The following is an 18,921-nucleotide window of genomic DNA, read 5'->3' as shown; positions in this document are numbered from 1 at the left end:
TGATGTACCCGGTTGGTGCCTCCCCCCGCCCCCGGGGGGGACCCGGGGGTACGCGGCCGGGGGGGCGCGGGTGGTCCCCGGCGGGCCCCTGCGCCACGGACGTCCGTGGCGCAGGGGCCCGCTTCGTTATCAAGCGGCGGCCCGTTGCCTCTTACGCGACGGTCGCCCGCGCTCTAGTCTGATCACCACCCCGTTAGTTACTCGCCAGTTAAACAAGCAGGCCGAGCGGGAACGAGAAGCAGGACATACAAGCAGCAGCACCCATAAGCCGGTCGTAGCAATGCCGCAGGCCCGGAGGACGTCGTGAGCGACACACAGACCCTGATCGATAGCCGACCGCCCTCCGTGGCGGCTCTCTTCATCGACCGCGTGGCGGCCACCCCGGACGGGGAGGCGTACCGCTACCCGGTGCCGGCCGCCACGGGGCAGGGCCCGGACGAGTGGAAGTCGCTCACCTGGGCGCAGGCCGCCGAGCGGGTCCACGCCATCGCGGCCGGTCTGATCGCTCTGGGTGTCCTGCCGGAGGAGCGCGTCGCGCTCGCCTCGTCGACCCGCGTCGAATGGATCCTGGCCGACCTCGGCGTGATGTGCGCCGGCGCGGCGACCACGACGATCTACCCCTCCACGAACACGGAGGAGTCCGCCTTCATCCTGGCCGACTCCGACAGCCGCGTGCTCATCGCGGAGGACGCGGTGCAGCTGGCGAAGGCCCGTGAGAGCAGGGCCGGGCTGCCCGAACTGGCGCACGTCGTCGTCATCGATCCGGCCGGTGCCGAGCCCGTGGACGACGACCCCGAGGGCTGGGTCCTCACCCTCGCCGAACTCGAGGCCCGGGGCACCGAGTACCTGGCGAAGAACCCGGACGCGGTCACCGAACGGGTCGCCGCGATCACCGCCGACCAGCTGGCCACCCTGATCTACACCTCGGGCACCACCGGCCGCCCCAAGGGGGTGCGGCTGCCGCACGACAACTGGTCGTACATGGCCAAGGCGACCGTGGCCACCGGCCTCATCACCGAGGGAGACGTCCAGTACCTCTGGCTGCCGCTCGCGCACGTCTTCGGCAAGGTGCTCACGTCGGGGCAGATCGAGGTCGGCCACGTCACGGCCGTCGACGGCCGGGTCGACAAGATCATCGAGAACCTCCCGGTGGTCCAGCCGACCTACATGGCGGCCGTTCCCCGCATCTTCGAGAAGGTCTACAACGGGGTCGCGGCCAAGGCGAGGGCCGGCGGCGGCGCCAAGTACAAGATCTTCCAGTGGGCGGCCGAGGTGGCCCGTGAGTACGCCACGGTGTCGCAGGACAACTTCCGGCGTACGGGCAGGGCCTCCGTGCCCTTCGCGCTCGGCGCCAAGCACAAGGTCGCCGACACCCTCGTCTTCGCGAAGATCCGCGAGGCCTTCGGCGGGCGGCTCCGCGCCTGCGTCTCCGGCTCGGCCGCCCTCGCGCCGGACATCGGCCTCTTCTTCTCCGGAGCGGGCATCCACATCCTGGAGGGGTACGGGCTGACGGAGTCCAGCGCCGCCTCCTTCGTGAACCCGGGCGGCGCCTACCGCACCGGCACCGTCGGCAAGCCGCTCCCCGGCACCGAGGTCCGGATCGCCGACGACGGCGAGATCCTGCTGCGCGGCCCCGGGCTGATGGAGGGCTACCACCGGCTGCCCGAGAAGACCGCCGAGGTGCTGGAGTCCGACGGCTGGTTCCACACCGGTGACATCGGCGAGCTCTCCCAGGACGGCTATCTGCGGATCACCGACCGCAAGAAGGACCTGATCAAGACGTCCGGCGGCAAGTACATCGCCCCGGCGGAGGTCGAGGGCCAGTTCAAGGCGGTGTGCCCGTTCGTCTCCAACATCCTGGTGCACGGCGCCGACCGTAACTTCTGCACCGCCCTCATCGCGCTCGACGAGCCCACCATCCTCGGCTGGGCCGAGGAGAACGGGCTCGGCGGGAAGCCGTACGCCGAGGTGGTGGCGGCCCCGCGGACCGTGGAGCTCATCGACGGGTACGTGCGGCGGCTCAACGAGGGGCTGCAACGCTGGCAGACCATCAAGAAGTTCCGGCTCCTGCCGCGCGACCTCGACATCGAGCACGGGGAGCTGACCCCCAGCCTCAAGCTGAAGCGGCCGGTCGTCGAGCGGGAGTACAAGGACCTCATCGACGACATGTACGCGGGTTCCCGCGAGGCGTAGACGGAGCGGGTACGCGGGTCCCGGCCGGACGTGGACGGGACGGGTACGCGGGCTCCGGCGGGGCGTGGACGGACCCGTACGCCGGCTCGCGCCGGGTGTGGACGGCACCCGGCGAGGCCCGACGGCCCGGCCGCCCGGCCGGGGGAGCACGCAGGAGCACGTGGGAGCCGGGTCCGGTGAGTGCGCGAGCGCACGCCGGGCCCGGCCCGTTCGTTTCCGGCCGCGGCCACTTACGTCACTCGGCGCTTATGGGCGCGCCCGGTCTGTCACTCTGTCGGGATACGTCAGCGGCGTTTCGCGAGACTGTCAGGAGCCGCACCGTGGGGCCCATTCCCTTGCAGCGGGACATCGTCCAGCGTCCCGGTACCGTCGTCGCAGGCCAGGACGGCGACCCGCGTCCGGTCGCCCGTACGAGCCTGCCCGGAATCCCGCAGGCGTCGGCCGCGGCCCGCAGATTCGTCCGGGCCGCCCTCGCCGACTGGACGGGGCTCGGCCTGCCCTCCGCCGGAGAGTTCGGCGAACGGCTCACCGACGACGCCCTGAGCGTGGCCAGTGAACTGGTCACCAACGCCGTCGTGCACGCCGGTACGACGGTCGAGCTGCTCCTCAGGCTGGAGGACTCGGCCGGCCCCGAGCCCGCCGCGCTGGTGCTGGAGATCACCGACCACCATCCGGCCCGCTCGGTGCGCGACGGCCGTGCCGAGCGCCCGGACCCCGCCGAGTACGGCCGGGGACTGCAACTCGTCGCCACCCTCGCCGAATCCTGGGGCATCACCTACCGCACCGGGCTCAAGACCGTCTGGGCCCGCCTGCCCGGCGACGACCGGTACGGACTGCCCGACCCCCAGGCCGCCTCCGGCGACGCCCTCGGGCGCGGCCCGCGCCCCGGCGGGATCCTCGTTCCCGGCGGGGCGCACGCCGCGCGTGACGACGCGGGCTGGGCCCGGGGCGGCGGGCCCTCCTTCCTCGCCGAGGCGTCCGTCCTCCTCGCGGGCCAGCTCGACGAGGACCTGGTGGCGTCCACGGCCGGCCCGCTCCTCGTGCCCCGGCTCGCGGACTGGTGCGCGATATGGCTGGAGAGCGAGGGCGGCGGCCCGTCGGCCGTGCCCCGCCTCGCCGGGGTCTGGCACAGCGACGAGTCCCGTACGGCGCTGCTGCGCCCCGCCCTGGAGAAGGAGCCGCTCCGGCTGCCGGGGAGCGTCGGTACCGGTCCCGTGCCCATCCCCTGGCCCGGCGGCGCCACGGCGGAGCGTGAGAGCGTCTCCGGCGCCGCGCTCGCCCACCGGATCGTCTCCGGCGGGCGCACGCTCGGCGCCGTCCTGGTGGGCCGTGAGGGCACCGACCGCATCCCCGACGAGGTCGCCGCCCTCCTCGCGGACTTCGTCCGCCGGGTCGGCCTCGCGGTGGGCGCCGCCCGCGCCTACACCCGCCAGGCCACCATCAGCCGGATCCTCCAGCGCGGCCTGCTGCCCAGCAAGGTCGCCGACATACCCGGAGTCACCAGCGCCCTGGTCTACGAGCCGGGGGACGACGGCGTGGTCGGCGGCGACTTCTACGACCTCTTCCCGTGCCCCGGCGGCCGCTGGTGCTTCGTGCTCGGGGACGTCCAGGGCAGCGGCCCCGAGGCCGCCGTCGTCACCGGTCTCGCCCGGCCCTGGCTGCGCCTGCTGTCCCGGGAGGGCTTCAGCGTCGGCGAGGTGCTCGACCGGCTCAACCGGCTCCTCCTGGACGACGCCATGGAGGCCGCCGAGGCCGCCGCCCTCATGGTCGCGGCGGCCGGCGGCCAGCAGCTCCAGGGCGGCGAACAGATCCAGGACGGCTCCCAGTCCCGCTTCCTCTCCCTGCTGTACGGCGACCTCGTGCCGCTCCCGGACGGCGGGGTGCGCTGCACCGTGGCGAGCGCCGGCCATCCGCTCCCGCTGCTGCTGCGCCCCGACGGCACCGTACGCCCGGCCGCCGAGCCGCAGGTGCTGCTCGGCATCGTCGAGGACGTGGCGTACGTCAGCCAGAGCTTCGACCTGGCACCCGGCGACAGCCTCCTCTGCGTCACCGACGGGGTGACGGAGAGGCGCTCCGGGCGGCTGATGTTCGACGACGGCGACGGCCTCGCACGGGTCCTGGCGGGCTGCGCGGGGCTTCCCGCCGCCGGGATCGCCGACCGGATCAAGCGGGCCGTGCACGCCTTCGCGGAACGCCCGCCCGACGACGACCTGGCCATGCTGGTGATCCAGGTCGACGGGGGACGGCACACGGCGGTGCGGGGCAGCTCGGCCGGCGAGTGACAATGGACGGTATGCCTTCCGTACTGCCCGATGGTGAGCCCGTGCCCGACGACGGGGCCCTGCCCCGCCATGCCCTGGACGGCGCCGTCGGACGGCCGCTCGGCTTCTACCTGCACGTGCCCTACTGCGCCACCCGCTGCGGCTACTGCGACTTCAACACCTACACCGCGACCGAGCTGCGCGGTTCCGGTGGTGCGCTCGCCTCCCGGGACAACTACGCCGCCCATCTGGTCCAGGAGGTCCGCCAGGCCCGCAAGGTGCTCGGCGACGATCCCCGGCCGGTCCGCACGGTCTTCGTCGGCGGCGGCACGCCGACACTGCTGCCCGCCGCCGACCTCGTCCGGATGCTCGCGGCGATCCGCGAGGAGTTCGGGCTCGCGGAGGACGCGGAGATCACCACGGAGGCCAATCCGGAATCCGTCGATCCGGCGTACCTCGCCGCCCTGCGCGAGGGAGGCTTCAACCGGGTCTCCTTCGGCATGCAGAGCGCCCGGCAGCACGTCCTGAAGGTCCTGGACCGCACCCACACGCCCGGCAGGCCCGAGGCCTGCGTCGCCGAGGCCCGTCAGGCCGGGTTCGAGCACGTCAACCTCGACCTGATCTACGGGACCCCCGGTGAGTCCGACGACGACTGGCGCGCCTCCCTGGACGCGGCGATCGGCGCGGGCCCCGACCACGTCTCCGCGTACGCGCTGATCGTCGAGGAGGGGACCCAGCTCGCCCGCCGCATCCGCCGGGGTGAGGTCCCGATGACGGACGACGACGTCCACGCGGACCGCTATCTGATCGCCGACGAGGCGATGGCCGCCGCGGGCTTCTCCTGGTACGAGGTGTCGAACTGGTCCCGCACCCCCGAGGGCCGCTGCCTGCACAACGAGCTGTACTGGCGCGGGGCCGACTGGTGGGGCGCGGGACCGGGCGCGCACAGCCATGTCGGCGGCGTGCGCTGGTGGAACGTCAAGCACCCCGGGGCCTACGCGCAGGCCCTGGCCGAGGGCCGCTCGCCCGGAGCGGGCAGAGAGGTGCTCGCCGACGAGGACCGGCGGGTCGAGCGCATCCTGCTGGAACTGCGGCTCGTCGAGGGCTGCCCCCTGTCCCTGCTCGCCCCCGCGGGCCTCGCGGCGGCCGGGCGCGCGGTGACGGACGGTCTGCTGGAGCCCGGCCCGTACGGCGAGGGACGCGCGGTCCTCACGCTGCGGGGCCGGCTGCTGGCCGACGCCGTGGTGCGGGACCTGGTGGACTGAGCGCCCGGCCCCGGACCCGGGCCGGACCCCGCGCGGGGTCCGGGCAGCGTACGGAGCATTCGCGCGGGGCGCCGGTCACCCGGCAGCCGTCGCCCACTCCCCGGCGGTACGGAGCCGCCCCCGGCAGCCGTCCGCCGCCGGACGCCACGGAGCGGCGCCGGTCAGCATGGAGCGCACCGGATGTCATGGAGCGGCGCCGGTCAGCATGGAGCGCGCGCCGGTCAGCATCGAGCCCACCGGATGGTCACCGAGCGCGCCGGTCAGCATCGAGCCCACCGGATGGTCACCGAGCGCACCGAGCGCACCGGGCGGCTCCGGGCTCACCGGTCAGCACCGAGCCCCCCGGGGCAGTCCACGGAACACCGGGGCGGTCCACGGAACACCGGGCGGTCCACGGAACAGCGGCGGCCCCAGGGCAGCGGGCCGGCTCTCAGGGCAGTGGGCAGTCCGCGCGGGTCAGCACCGTCCGGGCACCCGCCGCCCGGCCGCACACGACGCGGATCCGCGCGTCCGGCCCCGGCCGGGTGACCTCGACGACGTTCAGGCCGTGCACCTTCTGGTCGGCGTAGGGCGTGGTCCCCCGGAAGGTGACGGTCCCGGTCGGCATGTCGTGCAGGGCCACCGAGTACAGCGTCGCCCAGGTCTCCGCCGCGCTCTGCGGGGTGTCGCCGCGGGTCGCCGCGGCGTAGAGGGCCGCGGTCGCCTGGTAGGAGATGACCGACTGCCCGCTCGCGAACAGCTGGTCCTCGTACGGGCGCTCCTTCGGCAGTGCGGGCAGCCGCCGGCCTTCGGGCAGCAGCTGTTCCAGCGCCTTGCGGGAGTCCTCGTAGAACGCCCGGCCCCCGCCCCGGCTCATCGGCGCCAGGGCCCCGTAGTAGAGCGTGACCTTGTCCGCCAGCTTCGTCGCGTCGTCGAAGCGTGCCTTGGCCAGGTCGTCGCCGGTGAAGACCGTGATCGCCCGGTCCGAGCAGCCGGCCGTCTGCCCGAGGCCCGACATCAGCGTGTTGACGTCCTCGACCCGGCCGGCGAAGTACAGGGCGTCGGGCACGCGCTCCGCCCCGCAGATCGTGTGCAGGGGCCCGTCGAGATTGGCGGAGCCGCCGTCCTTCGACAAGGAGTAGCGGGTGTCGGAGACCAGGGTGAAGCCGGACTCCTTCAGCATCTCCAGGCCGACCCTGCGCTGCTCGGTGGTGTAGCGGTCCTTGTCCTGGTTGCCGACGTTCCGGGACAGCACGACGGCCTGCGGATCGTCCAGCCGGTCCGCGAGCTGTCCGGCGATCAGCCCGACCGCGTCGGCCTGTTCCTCGTCGGTCGCGGAGACCCCGAAGTAGTTCGGGTAGTCGCGGGCCAGGTCGCTCCCGGAGTTCGTGGTGTCCACCAGGGGCAGTCCGGCGCGCTGGAGGAGCCCGGTGGCCGTCGCGCTGTCCGTCGTGTTCCGGCCGAGCCCCACCACGCCGACCACGGAGGAGTCCCGCCGGGCGACCTCGATGATCTTCCGGACCGCCGTCGTCTGCCGCAGCATGTCCTGGCCGCCGTTGGCCGTCAGGACCCGGAGCTTGACGGAACGATTCGCCGTGTCGTTGACGAACCGCTGGTGGAGATAGACGCCCGTCAGCTCCTCCAGGCCCTTGCGGGTGTCCTCCCGGTTCGCGTCGGTGCCGGTGAGCGGGCCCGCGTAGACGACGGTGACGTGCGGTGCGTCCGGCTGGATCCTGGCGTTCTGCTCCCGTATCGCCTGCTCGATCCGCTCGAAGGTGATGCCCCTGCCCGCCCCGCTCAGCTGGAGGGTGTTGCCCCCGGCGAAGCGCACACCGGGCACCGTCGCCACGCCGACGCACTCCTCGGCGCCCCCGGGCCCGGCCAGCCTGACCGCGTCCGTGCTGCGGCCGACGAGCGGGCCGTAGCAGTACGTCTCCTTCCAGTGCTGGCTCCACAGGAAGGTCCCCAGCAGCGCGCCGACCAGCACGAGGGTGACGGTCCTCCCCGACATCACCCACCAGGCCCAGGTCCTGCGGACCCGGTGGGTGCGGAGCTGGAGGTAGGCGTGCTCGTGGGTCAGCTGCTCGGTGGGCAGGGGCAGCCGCAGCACCCAGGCCGGCGTCACCGCCGCCGCCGGGGCCTGGCCGACGCTCAGGGCCTCCACCCAGCTCTCGTACCGTGCGCGGGCTCCCGAACTGGCCCCGGCGTGCGCAGGCGGCTGAGGAGGCAGCGGCGGGGTGTGCCGCATGATGCGGTCGGCCGGCAGGGAGGCCAGGAGCAGCAGCGGATCCACCTCGCTGCGCCGGGAACGCACGTTGTTGATGGCGTTGATGAGCAGGACGCCGCCGTTGTCCTGGGTGGCCGTGGGCAGGAACACCACCGGCGGGACGGTCCGCTTGGCGCGCCGCCAGTCCGGGGCGTGCGCCCGGTAGCCGTCCAGCAGGTCCTCCAGCAGCGCCTGGACCCGCAGCTCCAGGTGGAACTGGCGCGCGTGCTCGTCGCCCGTCCCCGCGTCGGCCACCCGCTCCGCGACGGCGGCGGCCCGCGCCCGGATCACCCGCCACGAACCGCTGGGGGAGAAGCGTGACCAGCCGTCGGAGGGATACGCGGTGCTCGACGCGGCGAGGGACGACGTGGTCGCCAGCCATCTGCTGGCCCGGCGCAGCCACAGCAGCGGGGGCGCGGCCCTCGTCAACAGCCGTACGACCGCCAGTCCGAGCAGGGCGGCGGCGGCCACCAGGACGGTCGGCCCCCAGCCGATCTCGCCGAGCAGCACGCTGAGCACGGCGATGAAGACGGCCCCCAGGAAGGTCTCCGGACGGACCGAGGCGCGCAGCGAGTCCCACCAGGTGTTGCCCCCCGACCGGCTCGCCCGCCAGCGCAGGCTGCCCAGCTGTTCCAGGATCCGCTCGTCGCGCTCGCGGGCGGAGCCCCGGTCCTGCCGGGCGACGACCGTGGCGGTGGCCTGCTCGATCGCGGCGAGCAGCCGGGAGCGCGGGAAGGCGAAGGGCTTGTACTGGGAGGTGCCCCTGGTCTCCCACGGGCGTTCGGTCAGGGTGCGGACCATGGAGAGCGCCGCCTCGTACGGGGTGTCGCCGCCGCCGTCGAGGAGCCTCACCGGGACCCGGCGCAGCTGGTTCGCCCGGTGGACCTGGCGGACGATCTTCTCGACCCTCCTGTCGGCCTCCGGCCCGGCGGACGCGTCCTGGGCCTGCGCCACGACGAGGGGCATCACCGGCCGGTTGACCCGGTACTGGTCGATCAGCTCCTGCATGAGGTGGAAGACGGCGGAGGCCGCCTCGTTCTCCGCACTGCCCCGCCACACTTCGCGCGTCATCCGCCCCCGTGCCTTCCCCTGAGCCCGGCCCGCCGTCATCCCTCAATAACGGATGGTGCGAGTGCGGCGCAGGTGTTCACGGGGATCGGTACCGGATCCTCCTCAACCCGTCCGGTACATCAGGCGGGAAGAGTGACGAAGTCGATCAATTCCTCCACCCTGCCGAGCAGTTGGGGCTCAAGATCCTTGTAGGAGCTGACCTTGGAGAGGATGTGCTGCCAGGCCGCCCCCGTGTTCTGCGGCCAGCCCAGCGCCCGGCACACGCCCGTCTTCCAGTCCTGGCCGCGCGGTACGGCCGGCCATCCGGGGATGCCCACGGACGACGGCTTCACGGCCTCCCAGACGTCGATGTACGGATGTCCCACCACCAGCACGTGCTCGCCGGTGACCTGTCCGGCGATCCGGGACTCCTTGGAACCGGGCACCAGGTGGTCGACCAGCACACCGAGCCGGGCGTCCGGGCCGGGCGCGAACTCCCGGACGATCGCCCCGAGGTCGTCGACGCCCTCCAGGTACTCCACCACCACGCCCTCGATGCGCAGGTCGTCCCCCCAGACCCGCTCGACGAGCTCCGCGTCGTGCCGTCCCTCCACGTAGATCCGGCCCGCCCGCGCCACCCGTGCCCGCGCGCCGGGGACCGACACCGAACCGGACGCCGTGCGGGAGGGGCGCACGGGGCCGCCCGCCGACGGGCCGACCAGGGTGACGACCCTGCCCTCCAGCAGGAAACCGCGCGGCTCCATCGGGAAGACCCGGTGCTTGCCGAAGCGGTCCTCCAGCGTGACCGTCGGGCCCTGGGCCGTCTTCTCGCAGCGGATCACCGCCCCGCAGAAGCCGGTGACGGCCTCCTCGACGACCATGCCCTGCTCGGCGGGGACCTCGGGGGCGGAGGCCGGCTTCTTCCACGGCGGGGTCAGGTCCGGCTGGTAGCTGCGCATGGCACGACGATAGACGGCGGCCCGTTCACGACACGCCGAAGCGGACGGCCAGTCGGTCGCGCTGCGCCCGTACGAACGCCGCGTCCACGACCGCCCCGTGCCCCGGGACGTACAGCGCGTCCTCGCCGCCCAGTTCCAGCAGCCGGTCCAGCGCCGCCGGCCAGCGAGAGGGCACCGCGTCCCGGCCCGCCTGCGGCTCGCCGGACTCCTCGACCAGGTCGCCGCAGAGCACCACGACGGGGGAGCCCGGCACCAGCACCGCGAGGTCGTGGCCGCTGTGGCCCGGGCCCACGTTGGCCAGCAGCACCTGGAGCCCGCCGCCGAGATCGAGCGTCCACTCGCCGCTCACCTGGTGCCGCGGGGCCACCAGCGCGTCCGTGGCGGCCGTGGCGTCCGCCTCGCCCATCCCGTGCCGCAGCGCGTCCGCGCGCAGCTCACCGGCGCCCCGGCCCAGCAGATCCGCCGTGCCGACCGCCCCGTAGACCTCCGCCCCGGAGAAGGCGGCCGTGCCCAGCACGTGGTCGAAGTGCGGGTGACTCAGTGCGATATGCGTCACCCTCCGGCCCAGCAGCGCCTCCGCCTGGGTCCGCAGCTCGACGCCCTCACGGAGCGTCGAGCCCGTGTCGTAGAGCAGCACACCGTCCGCGCCGGCCACCAGTGCGGCGGTCGCGTCCCAGACGGGCAGGCGGCGCCGCCCCGCGGTCCGGCCCAGCCGTTCCCACCCGAAGTCTTCCCAGGAGACGTCCATAGGGCGACGCTATCGGCAACGACCTGCGCCGTCCCGTGACGGCGTGGCCGGTCGCCCTTGCCCCGGCCCCACCCCGCCCCCGTACACTGACCGGGGGGATTGCTGGCACTCGAACACGCAGAGTGCCAGGCAGACGCCGGAGAACCACAGCTGGAGGTGTGCGCGGTGCTCAGCGAACGCAGACTCGAAGTGCTGCGCGCCATCGTCCAGGACTACGTCGGCACCGAGGAGCCCGTCGGCTCCAAGGCGCTCACGGAGCGGCACAGCCTCGGGGTCTCCCCGGCGACTGTCCGCAACGACATGGCGGTGCTGGAGGACGAGGGCTTCATCGCGCAGCCGCACACGAGTGCGGGGCGCATCCCGACGGACAAGGGCTACCGGCTCTTCGTCGACAAGCTCGCGGGCGTCAAGCCCCTGTCGTCGCCGGAGCGCAGGGCCATTCAGAATTTCCTCGACGGCGCGGTCGACCTCGACGACGTCGTGGGCCGCACGGTCCGGCTGCTCGCGCAGCTGACCAGGCAGGTCGCCGTCGTGCAGTACCCCTCGCTGACCCGGTCGACGGTCCGGCACGTGGAGCTGCTGTCGCTGGCTCCGGCCCGGCTGATGCTCGTGCTGATCACGGACACGGGCCGGGTCGAGCAGCGTATGATCGACTGCCCCGCACCGTTCGGTGACACCTCGCTGGCCGACCTCCGGGCCCGGCTCAACAGCCGGGTCGTCGGACGACGCTTCGCGGACGTCCCGCGACTGGTGCAGGACCTGCCGGAGTCCTTCGAATCCGAGGACCGGGGAACCGTGTCCACGGTGCTCTCCGTCCTCCTGGAGACTCTGGTCGAAGAAACGGAGGAGCGGCTGATCATCGGCGGCACCTCCAATCTCACCCGCTTCGGGCACGACTTCCCTGTGATGATCCGGCCGGTGCTGGAGGCATTGGAGGAGCAGGTCGTCCTGCTGAAGCTGCTCGGTGAGGCAACGGATTCGGGCATGACCGTACGGATCGGGCACGAGAACGCCCATGAGGGCCTCAACGCCACGTCCGTCGTCGCGGTCGGCTACGGTTCGGGCGACGAGGCAGTCGCCAAACTCGGCGTGGTCGGACCGACCCGCATGGACTACCCCGGAACGATGGGAGCGGTACGCGCAGTGGCACGTTACGTCGGACAGATCCTGGCGGAGTCGTAAGTGGCCACGGACTACTACGCCGTACTCGGCGTGCGCCGCGACGCATCTCAGGACGAGATCAAGAAGGCATTCCGTCGGCTCGCCCGCGAGCTGCACCCGGATGTCAACCCGGATCCGAAGACCCAGGAGCGGTTCAAGGAGATCAACGCCGCTTACGAGGTGCTGTCGGACCCGCAGAAGAAGCAGGTCTACGACCTCGGCGGGGACCCGCTGTCCGCCTCGGGCGGCGGCGGTGGCGCGGGAGGGTTCGGAGCCGGCGGCTTCGGCAACTTCAGCGACATCATGGACGCCTTCTTCGGCACGGCCTCGCAGCGCGGACCCCGTTCGCGCACCCGGCGCGGCCAGGACGCGATGATCCGCCTGGAGATCGACCTCTCCGAGGCGGCGTTCGGCACGACCAAGGACATCCAGGTCGACACGGCGGTCGTCTGCACGACCTGCAGCGGCGAGGGCGCGGCCCCCGGCACCTCCGCGCAGACCTGCGACATGTGCCGCGGGCGCGGCGAGGTCTCCCAGGTCACCAGGTCCTTCCTCGGCCAGGTCATGACCTCGCGGCCCTGCCCGCAGTGCCAGGGCTTCGGCACGGTCGTGCCGACCCCGTGCCCCGAGTGCGCCGGTGACGGCCGCATCCGCTCGCGGCGCACCCTCACGGTCAAGATCCCGGCCGGTGTCGACAACGGCACCCGGATCCAGCTCGCGGGCGAGGGCGAGGTCGGCCCCGGCGGCGGCCCCGCCGGCGACCTGTACGTCGAGATCCACGAGCTCTCGCACGCCGTGTTCCAGCGTCGCGGGGACGACCTGCACTGCACGGTCACCATCCCGATGACGGCCGCGGCGCTGGGCACCCAGGTGCCGCTGGAGACGCTCGACGGCCTGGAGGAGATCGACATCCGGCCGGGCACCCAGTCCGGCCAGTCGGTCCCGCTGCACGGGCGCGGCATCACGCACCTGCGCGGCGGCGGGCGCGGCGACCTGATCGTGCACGTCGAGGTCATCACCCCGACGAAGATGGACCCCGAGCAGGAGCGCCTCCTGAGGGAGCTGGCCAAGCTGCGCGGCGAGGAGCGGCCCACCGGCCAGTTCCAGCCGGGGCAGCAGGGCCTCTTCTCCCGACTCAAGGACGCCTTCAACGGCCGCTGAACCCGCTTCACCGCACCGCCCGCCGGTCCCGTACCGGCGGGCGGTGCCGTGTGCGCGGCACTCCTCGCACCGTGGGAAAGGGGCTGATTCGGCACGATCCGCCGGACGTGGCACGATGCCGTCATGTCCTTGGCGCTGACCGATCTCTGCCGGTACCCGATCGTGCAGGCCCCGATGGCGGGCGGTGTCTCGCAACCGGAGCTGGCCGCCGCCGTCTCCGAGGCCGGGGGGCTCGGTTTCCTCGCCGCCGGCTACAAGACGGCGGACGGCATGTACAACGAGGTCAAACAGCTGCGCAGGGCGACCGCACGGCCCTTCGGCGTCAACCTGTTCATGCCGCAGCCGCTGGTGGCCGACCCCAGCGCCGTCGAGGTCTACCGGCACCAGCTCGCCGGTGAGGCCGCCTGGTACGAGACCCCCCTCGGCGATCCGGACTCCAGCGGGGACGACGGCTACGACGCCAAGGTCGCGATCCTGCTGGAGGATCCCGTGCCCGTGGTCTCCTTCACCTTCGGCTGCCCCAGCCGCGAGGTCCTCGCCGCGTTCGCCGCAGCCGGCACGCTCACCGTCGTCACGGTCACCTCGCCGCAGGAGGCACGGAACGCCCGGTGGGCGGGCGCCGCCGCCCTCTGCGTCCAGGGCACCGAGGCGGGCGGCCACCAGTCCACGCACCGCGACGACCCGCAGGCCGGGCTCTCCGGCACCGGGCTGCTCGCCCTGATCGCCGAGATCCGCGAGACCGTCCAGCTGCCCCTCGTCGCGGCCGGCGGACTGATGCGCGGCTCCCAGATCGCGGCCGTCCTGGCGGCCGGCGCCGACGCGGCGCAGCTCGGTACGGCGTTCCTGCCGTGCCCCGAGTCGGGAGCGCACCCGCTGCACAAACAGGCCCTGACCAACCCGCTGTTCGTGACCACCGTCCTGACGCGTGCCTTCTCCGGACGCCCCGCCCGCGGCCTGGTCAACCGGTTCGTGCGGGAGCACGGGCCCTACGCCCCCGCCGCCTACCCGCAGGTGCACCAGCTGACCAGCGGGCTGCGCAGGGCCGCGGCCAGGACCGGGGACGCCCAGGGCATGGCCCTGTGGGCGGGCCAGGGCCACCGGATGGCACGCGAGCTGCCCGCCGGGGAACTCGTGGACCTGCTCGCCGCGGAAACGGATGCCGCGCGCGCGGCAGTGAGTGTGAGGAGTGCCCGGTGACGGCACCGGTCTTCGTCGTCGAACAGCTGCCCGGCGGGACGGAGTTCGTCCTGGACGGCCCCGAGGGGCGGCACGCCGTGTCCGTCAGGCGGCTGAACCCGGGGGAGGACGTCGTCCTGACCGACGGGCGGGGCCGCTGGGCGGAGGGTGTCGTGCGGGCGGCCGAGGGCAAGGACCGGCTCGTGGTCACCGGCCTCGGCGGCGTCCGGGAGGAACCCGCTCCCGCCCCGTCCCTCACCGTCGTCCAGGCCCTGCCCAAGGGTGACCGCGGAGAGCTCGCCGTGGAGACGATGACGGAGACGGGCGTCGACGTGATCGTGCCCTGGCAGGCCGCGCGGTGCATCACGCAGTGGAGGGGCGACCGCGGGCTCAAGTCGCTCGCCAAGTGGCGCAGTACCGCCCGTGAGGCGGGCAAGCAGTCGCGCCGGGTGCGCTTCCCCGAGGTCACCGACGCCATGACGACCAAGCAGGTCGCCGCCCTCCTGGCCGGCGCGGACTTCGCGGGTGTCCTGCACGAGGACCGCGACGGCGCCGGCGCGCCCCTCGCCACCGCCACGCTCCCCGCCGCCGGAACCATCGTGCTGGTCGTGGGCCCGGAGGGCGGGGTGTCACCGCAGGAGCTCGCCGCCTTCGCCGGGGCGGGCGCGCCCCCCTACCGGCTCGGCCCCAGTGTGCTGCGCACCTCGACGGCGGGGACCGCGGCCGCGGCCCTGCTGATGGGGCGCACCGGGCGCTGGAGCTGAGAACCGCCCGCCCGTCCCGGACGGATAGCATGCGGGTGTACTGATCACGAGGACCGAACGACCGAGGAGGCCGGGCCATGGCGGGAGAGCCGCAGACCGACTGCCTGTTCTGCAAGATCGTTACAGGGGACATCCCGGCGACCATCGTCCGCGAGAGCGAGACGACCGTCGCCTTCCGCGACATAAACCCCCAGGCCCCGACGCACGTCCTGGTCATCCCCAAGGCGCACTACCCGGACGCCGCCGCGCTGGCCGCCGCCGAACCGCAGGCCGCCGCCGACGTCCTGCGCGAGGCCGGTCTGGTCGCCGCCGACGAGAAGCTCACCGACACGGGCTACCGGATCGTGCTCAACACCGGTGCGGGCGCCGGGCAGACCGTCTTCCACGCGCACGCCCACGTCCTGGGCGGCCGCGGGATGCAGTGGCCCCCCGGCTAGGGCCTCCCACCCGTGTCCGTACGCGAACTCGTGGTCCTCGGCACCGCCAGCCAGGTGCCGACCCGCCACCGCAACCACAACGGCTACCTGCTGCGCTGGGACGGCGAGGGCATCCTCTTCGACCCGGGCGAGGGGACCCAGCGCCAGATGCTGCGGGCGGGCGTCGCCGCCCACGACATCAACCGGATCTGCGTCACCCACTTCCACGGTGACCACGCGCTCGGCCTGGCGGGCGTGATCCAGCGGATCAACCTCGACCAGGTCCCGCACCCCGTCACCGCCCACTACCCGGCGAGCGGGCAGCGCTTCTTCGACCGCCTGCGGTACGCCACCGCCTACCGCGAGTCGGCCGAGCTGACCGAAGCCCCGGTCGCCGCCGACGGCGTCCTCGCCACCACCGGCGCGTACACCCTCGACAGCCACCGGCTCTCCCACCCCGTCGAGTCCTACGGCTACCGCCTCACCGAGCCCGACCGGCCGCGCATGCTGCCCGCGAAGCTGGCCGAGCACGGCATCACCGGACCCGACGTCGGACGGATCCAGCGGGACGGCGTCCTGCGCGGCATCCCGCTCGCGGAGGTCTCCGAGACCCGGCGGGGCCAGCGTTTCGCGTTCGTCATGGACACCCGGCTCTGCGACGGCGCGTTCGCCCTCGCCGAGCGGTGCGACATGCTGGTCATCGAGTCGACGTTCCTCGACGAGGACAGCCGGCTCGCCGCCGACCACGGCCACCTCACCGCCGGCCAGGCGGCCCGGGTGGCGAAGGAGTCGGACGTACGGCACCTCGTGCTGACGCACTTCTCCCAGCGCTACACCGACCCCGACACCTTCGAGCACCAGGCCAGGGCAGCCGGCTTCGAAGGCGAACTGACCATCGCCCAGGACCTGATCAGGGTCCCGGTACCCACCCGCCACACGTAACGAGAACACCGTGCACCTCCCCAAAGCCGAACTCCACCTCCACATCGAAGGAACCCTCGAACCCGAGCTGGCCTTCGCACTCGCCGCCCGCAACGGCGTGGAGCTGCCCTACGCGGACACCGAAGAGCTGCGCACCGCCTACCTCTTCGACGACCTGCAGAGCTTCCTCGACCTCTACTACGCCCTCATGGCGGTGCTGCGCACCGAGGACGACTTCGCCGAACTGGCCGACGCCTACCTCGCCCGCGCCGCGGCCCAGGGCGTCCGGCACGCCGAGATCTTCTTCGACCCGCAGGCCCACACCGACCGCGGCGTCCCGATCGGCACCGTCGTCGAAGGGCTCGGCAGGGCGCTGGAGCGCAGCGAGGAGACCCACGGCGTCTCCACCCAGCTGATCATGTGCTTCCTGCGCGACAGGTCCGCCGAGTCGGCGCTGGAGACCCTGGAGGCCGCGAAGCCGTACCTCCACCGCATCAGCGCCGTCGGCCTCGACTCCGCGGAGGTGGGCCACCCGCCCGCGAAGTTCCGCGAGGTGTACGCCGCAGCCGCGGCCCTCGGCCTGCGCAAGGTCGCCCACGCGGGCGAGGAGGGCCCCCCGGAGTACATCCGCGAGGCCCTGGACGTCCTCGGCGTCGAGCGCATCGACCACGGCCTGCGCTGCATGGAGGACCCTGACCTGGTCGACCGGCTGGTCTCCGAGCGCATCCCGCTCACGCTCTGCCCGCTCTCCAACGTGCGGCTGCGCGCCATCGACGTCCTGGAGCAGCACCCGCTGCGCGCCATGATGGACGCGGGCCTGCTCTGCACGGTGAACTCCGACGACCCCGCCTACTTCGGCGGGTACGCCGGAGACACCTTCCACGCCGTCCACGAGGCGCTCGGCCTGGACCGCGAACAGCTGCGCACCCTGGCCCGCAACTCCTTCGAGGCGGCCTTCCTGGACCACGACGAGGAGCGCAGGGCGCGCTACCTGTCCGAGGTCGAGGCGTACGCGTTCGACTGACCGGACCCGCCGGACGGTCCCGCCGTCCGGAACGCGCTGCGCACCAGCCGCCTGCGCCGCAGCGCGGGCACGCTGATCTCCGCGACCGCCTGCTCCGGCGCGCCCAGCTTCGGGACCGCGCCGGACAGGCTGTTGGTCGTGGCGGCGAGCAGTGCCGCCGGCGCGCCACCGCGGCGCCGGACGGAACCGGGCACCAGCGGACGCCCGCCGGTGTGCAGTGCCACCGCGGTGACCGGGGCCGCGACCAGGAGCGTGGCCGCCCCCAGGAGCATGCCCATCACCGCGTAACCCGCCTGCTCGGACAGCACACTGCCGAGGAGGGGGCCGCACGCCGTGCCCACGGACGACGCCGAACCCGCGAGGACCGCCCAGCGGCCGCGCACGTCCAGCGAGGCCGCCAGCCCGATCAGGTACGACAGGACCACCGGGTAGAAGGTGTTCCAGGCGATCTCGCCGGTCGCGAACGACCCCAGGTCCTCGGCCGAGGAGCTGAGCACGATGCTCCCGGCGATGACCATCGTCCCGACGCCGATCGGCACCGCCCGCCCGAGCCGGGCACCGAGCGCGCCCGCGCCCATCACACCGAGCAGTCCCGCGCCCAGCGCGGCGGCGAACACGGCGCCGATGGTCACCTCGGAGAGGCCGACCTGTTCGGCCCCGATACGGCTGCTCACGCCCCACAGGGCGTTCTGCGCCATGGACCAGACGAGCATGCCGCCCGCCAGCACCAGTCCCGACCGCCGGTGCGGCAGCCGCCCCTGCACCGGTGACGCCCCGCCCACGGGGGCGGAGCCGCCCAGCCGGGAGGTGGCGGGCCAGACGAGCAGGGCGACCAGCGCGATCGAGGCGAACGGCAGCCGGTGGCCGCCGCCCAGGTGAGGGATCGTCAGGTAGAGGGCGCCCGCCGTCGCCGAGACGCTGAGCAGCCCGAGCGAGGAGGTGCGGTGCGGATCGCGCTGCGCAGCGATGCCGGACGCCGCGACGGCGGTCGCCGTACCGGAGCCCAGGCCGCCGACCACGACGCCCGCGATGACCAGCGGCATCGACGTGGTCAGCGCCGCGCAGCCGTAGCCGAGCGCGGCCAGCAGCAGGCCCGCGCGCGCCGGCCGGCGCGACCCGAATCTCTCGACGCGTCCCGCCAGTGCGAAACCGGCCGAGGCCGAGCTGAGCAGGAGGGCACTGCCGACCAGACCGGCCTGGGCGGAGCTCAGCCCCAGATAGGTGCTGAGGCGGCCGACGATGGTGGGGAGCAGATAGGCGGCGAGGTAACCGGCGGTGAACACGGCGACCAGGGGCCACGCGGCGCGAGGGCGCGAGGACATGGGCGTTCCTGAAGACATGCCTGAGGAGGCAGAAGAAGGCAGGGGAGGGCAAGGCAGGGGTGTGGCAGGGGAGGGTGGAGCGAAAGGAGGCAGGGGAGGGTAAGGCGAGAAAAAGCGGGAGAAGCGGCACTCGTCGTCAACTGTCCCGAACGGTGCTCGCGGGCCAATTTGTATCAAGCGCGCCCTGGCGACGGAAAGCCGACTCGATGTGATCTGGGTCACATGCAGGTTTATGCGTCTGAGAGCCGGGTAGCT

Annotated in this window: 15 protein-coding genes; 10 read left to right on the top strand and 5 right to left on the bottom strand. The window is 73.1% G+C overall.

The window, feature by feature from the left end; all coding sequences use genetic code 11:
* Positions 1-303: 303 nt before the first annotated feature.
* The 3 genes from ACFVS9_RS09830 to hemW all read left to right on the top strand — a co-directional run bounded on the left by ACFVS9_RS09830 (position 304) and on the right by hemW (position 5,719).
* On the top strand, positions 304-2,193 hold the full coding sequence (locus ACFVS9_RS09830) for an AMP-dependent synthetase/ligase (protein WP_389931278.1): 1,890 nt from the start codon (positions 304-306) through the stop codon (positions 2,191-2,193).
* 320 nt (positions 2,194-2,513) lie between these two features.
* The gene (locus tag ACFVS9_RS09825) at positions 2,514-4,475 is read left to right on the top strand and encodes a SpoIIE family protein phosphatase (RefSeq protein ID WP_389931276.1); all 1,962 of its coding nucleotides are present in this window, start codon (positions 2,514-2,516) and stop codon (positions 4,473-4,475) included.
* Between the two features lie 11 nt (positions 4,476-4,486).
* Complete coding sequence (hemW, locus tag ACFVS9_RS09820) at positions 4,487-5,719, top strand: radical SAM family heme chaperone HemW (protein WP_389931275.1); 1,233 nt, start codon at positions 4,487-4,489, stop codon at positions 5,717-5,719.
* 183 nt (positions 5,720-5,902) lie between these two features.
* Here hemW and ACFVS9_RS09815 read toward each other — a convergent pair whose 3' ends face one another.
* The 4 genes from ACFVS9_RS09815 to ACFVS9_RS09800 form a co-directional block, all read right to left on the bottom strand.
* A complete protein-coding gene (locus tag ACFVS9_RS09815) occupies positions 5,903-6,043 on the bottom strand; it encodes a hypothetical protein (protein ID WP_389931273.1) in 141 nt (46 codons plus the stop codon).
* Positions 6,044-6,149: 106 nt separating this feature from the next.
* The gene (locus ACFVS9_RS09810; RefSeq protein WP_389931272.1) at positions 6,150-9,035 is read right to left on the bottom strand and encodes an ABC transporter substrate-binding protein; all 2,886 of its coding nucleotides are present in this window, start codon (positions 9,033-9,035) and stop codon (positions 6,150-6,152) included.
* Between the two features lie 119 nt (positions 9,036-9,154).
* Positions 9,155-9,973, bottom strand: coding sequence for a DUF3097 domain-containing protein (locus ACFVS9_RS09805; RefSeq protein ID WP_383117596.1), 819 nt, complete (start codon positions 9,971-9,973; stop codon positions 9,155-9,157).
* Between the two features lie 25 nt (positions 9,974-9,998).
* Positions 9,999-10,721, bottom strand: a complete 723-nt coding sequence (locus ACFVS9_RS09800) for an MBL fold metallo-hydrolase (RefSeq protein WP_389931270.1) — start codon at positions 10,719-10,721, stop codon at positions 9,999-10,001.
* 165 nt (positions 10,722-10,886) lie between these two features.
* Here ACFVS9_RS09800 and hrcA point away from each other — a divergent pair, with 165 nt between their 5' ends.
* The 7 genes from hrcA to ACFVS9_RS09765 all read left to right on the top strand — a co-directional run bounded on the left by hrcA (position 10,887) and on the right by ACFVS9_RS09765 (position 17,344).
* Positions 10,887-11,903, top strand: a complete 1,017-nt coding sequence (gene hrcA, locus ACFVS9_RS09795; RefSeq protein ID WP_145801598.1) for a heat-inducible transcriptional repressor HrcA — start codon at positions 10,887-10,889, stop codon at positions 11,901-11,903.
* Entirely contained in the window at positions 11,904-13,043 is a 1,140-nt protein-coding gene (gene dnaJ / locus ACFVS9_RS09790) for a molecular chaperone DnaJ (protein WP_383117594.1), read from the top strand. It begins immediately after the preceding gene.
* Positions 13,044-13,166: 123 nt separating this feature from the next.
* Complete coding sequence (locus ACFVS9_RS09785; protein WP_389931268.1) at positions 13,167-14,240, top strand: nitronate monooxygenase; 1,074 nt, start codon at positions 13,167-13,169, stop codon at positions 14,238-14,240.
* The gene (locus ACFVS9_RS09780; protein WP_389931267.1) at positions 14,237-14,983 is read left to right on the top strand and encodes a 16S rRNA (uracil(1498)-N(3))-methyltransferase; all 747 of its coding nucleotides are present in this window, start codon (positions 14,237-14,239) and stop codon (positions 14,981-14,983) included. Before ACFVS9_RS09785 ends, ACFVS9_RS09780 begins: the two co-directional genes overlap by 4 nt.
* A 77-nt stretch (positions 14,984-15,060) precedes the next feature.
* Entirely contained in the window at positions 15,061-15,420 is a 360-nt protein-coding gene (locus tag ACFVS9_RS09775; protein WP_383117591.1) for a histidine triad nucleotide-binding protein, read from the top strand.
* 12 nt (positions 15,421-15,432) lie between these two features.
* Positions 15,433-16,341 (top strand): ribonuclease Z, encoded by a 909-nt coding sequence (locus tag ACFVS9_RS09770; RefSeq protein ID WP_389931265.1) that lies wholly within the window; start codon positions 15,433-15,435, stop codon positions 16,339-16,341.
* A gap of 10 nt (positions 16,342-16,351) precedes the next feature.
* Positions 16,352-17,344: an adenosine deaminase gene (locus ACFVS9_RS09765; protein ID WP_383117589.1), complete on the top strand. Its 993-nt coding sequence runs from the start codon at positions 16,352-16,354 to the stop codon at positions 17,342-17,344.
* Here ACFVS9_RS09765 and ACFVS9_RS09760 read toward each other — a convergent pair.
* Positions 17,308-18,666 (bottom strand): MFS transporter, encoded by a 1,359-nt coding sequence (locus ACFVS9_RS09760; protein ID WP_389931264.1) that lies wholly within the window; start codon positions 18,664-18,666, stop codon positions 17,308-17,310. The two genes, ACFVS9_RS09765 and ACFVS9_RS09760, sit on opposite strands and share 37 nt — an antisense overlap.
* Between the last annotated feature and the right edge of the window lie 255 nt (positions 18,667-18,921).

This window comes from Streptomyces sp. NPDC058008 (assembly GCF_042886395.1).
Classification (GTDB): domain Bacteria; phylum Actinomycetota; class Actinomycetes; order Streptomycetales; family Streptomycetaceae; genus Streptomyces.
The sequence above is the reverse complement of the archived record's forward strand: the minus strand, read 5'-3'. Positions and strand labels throughout refer to the sequence as shown.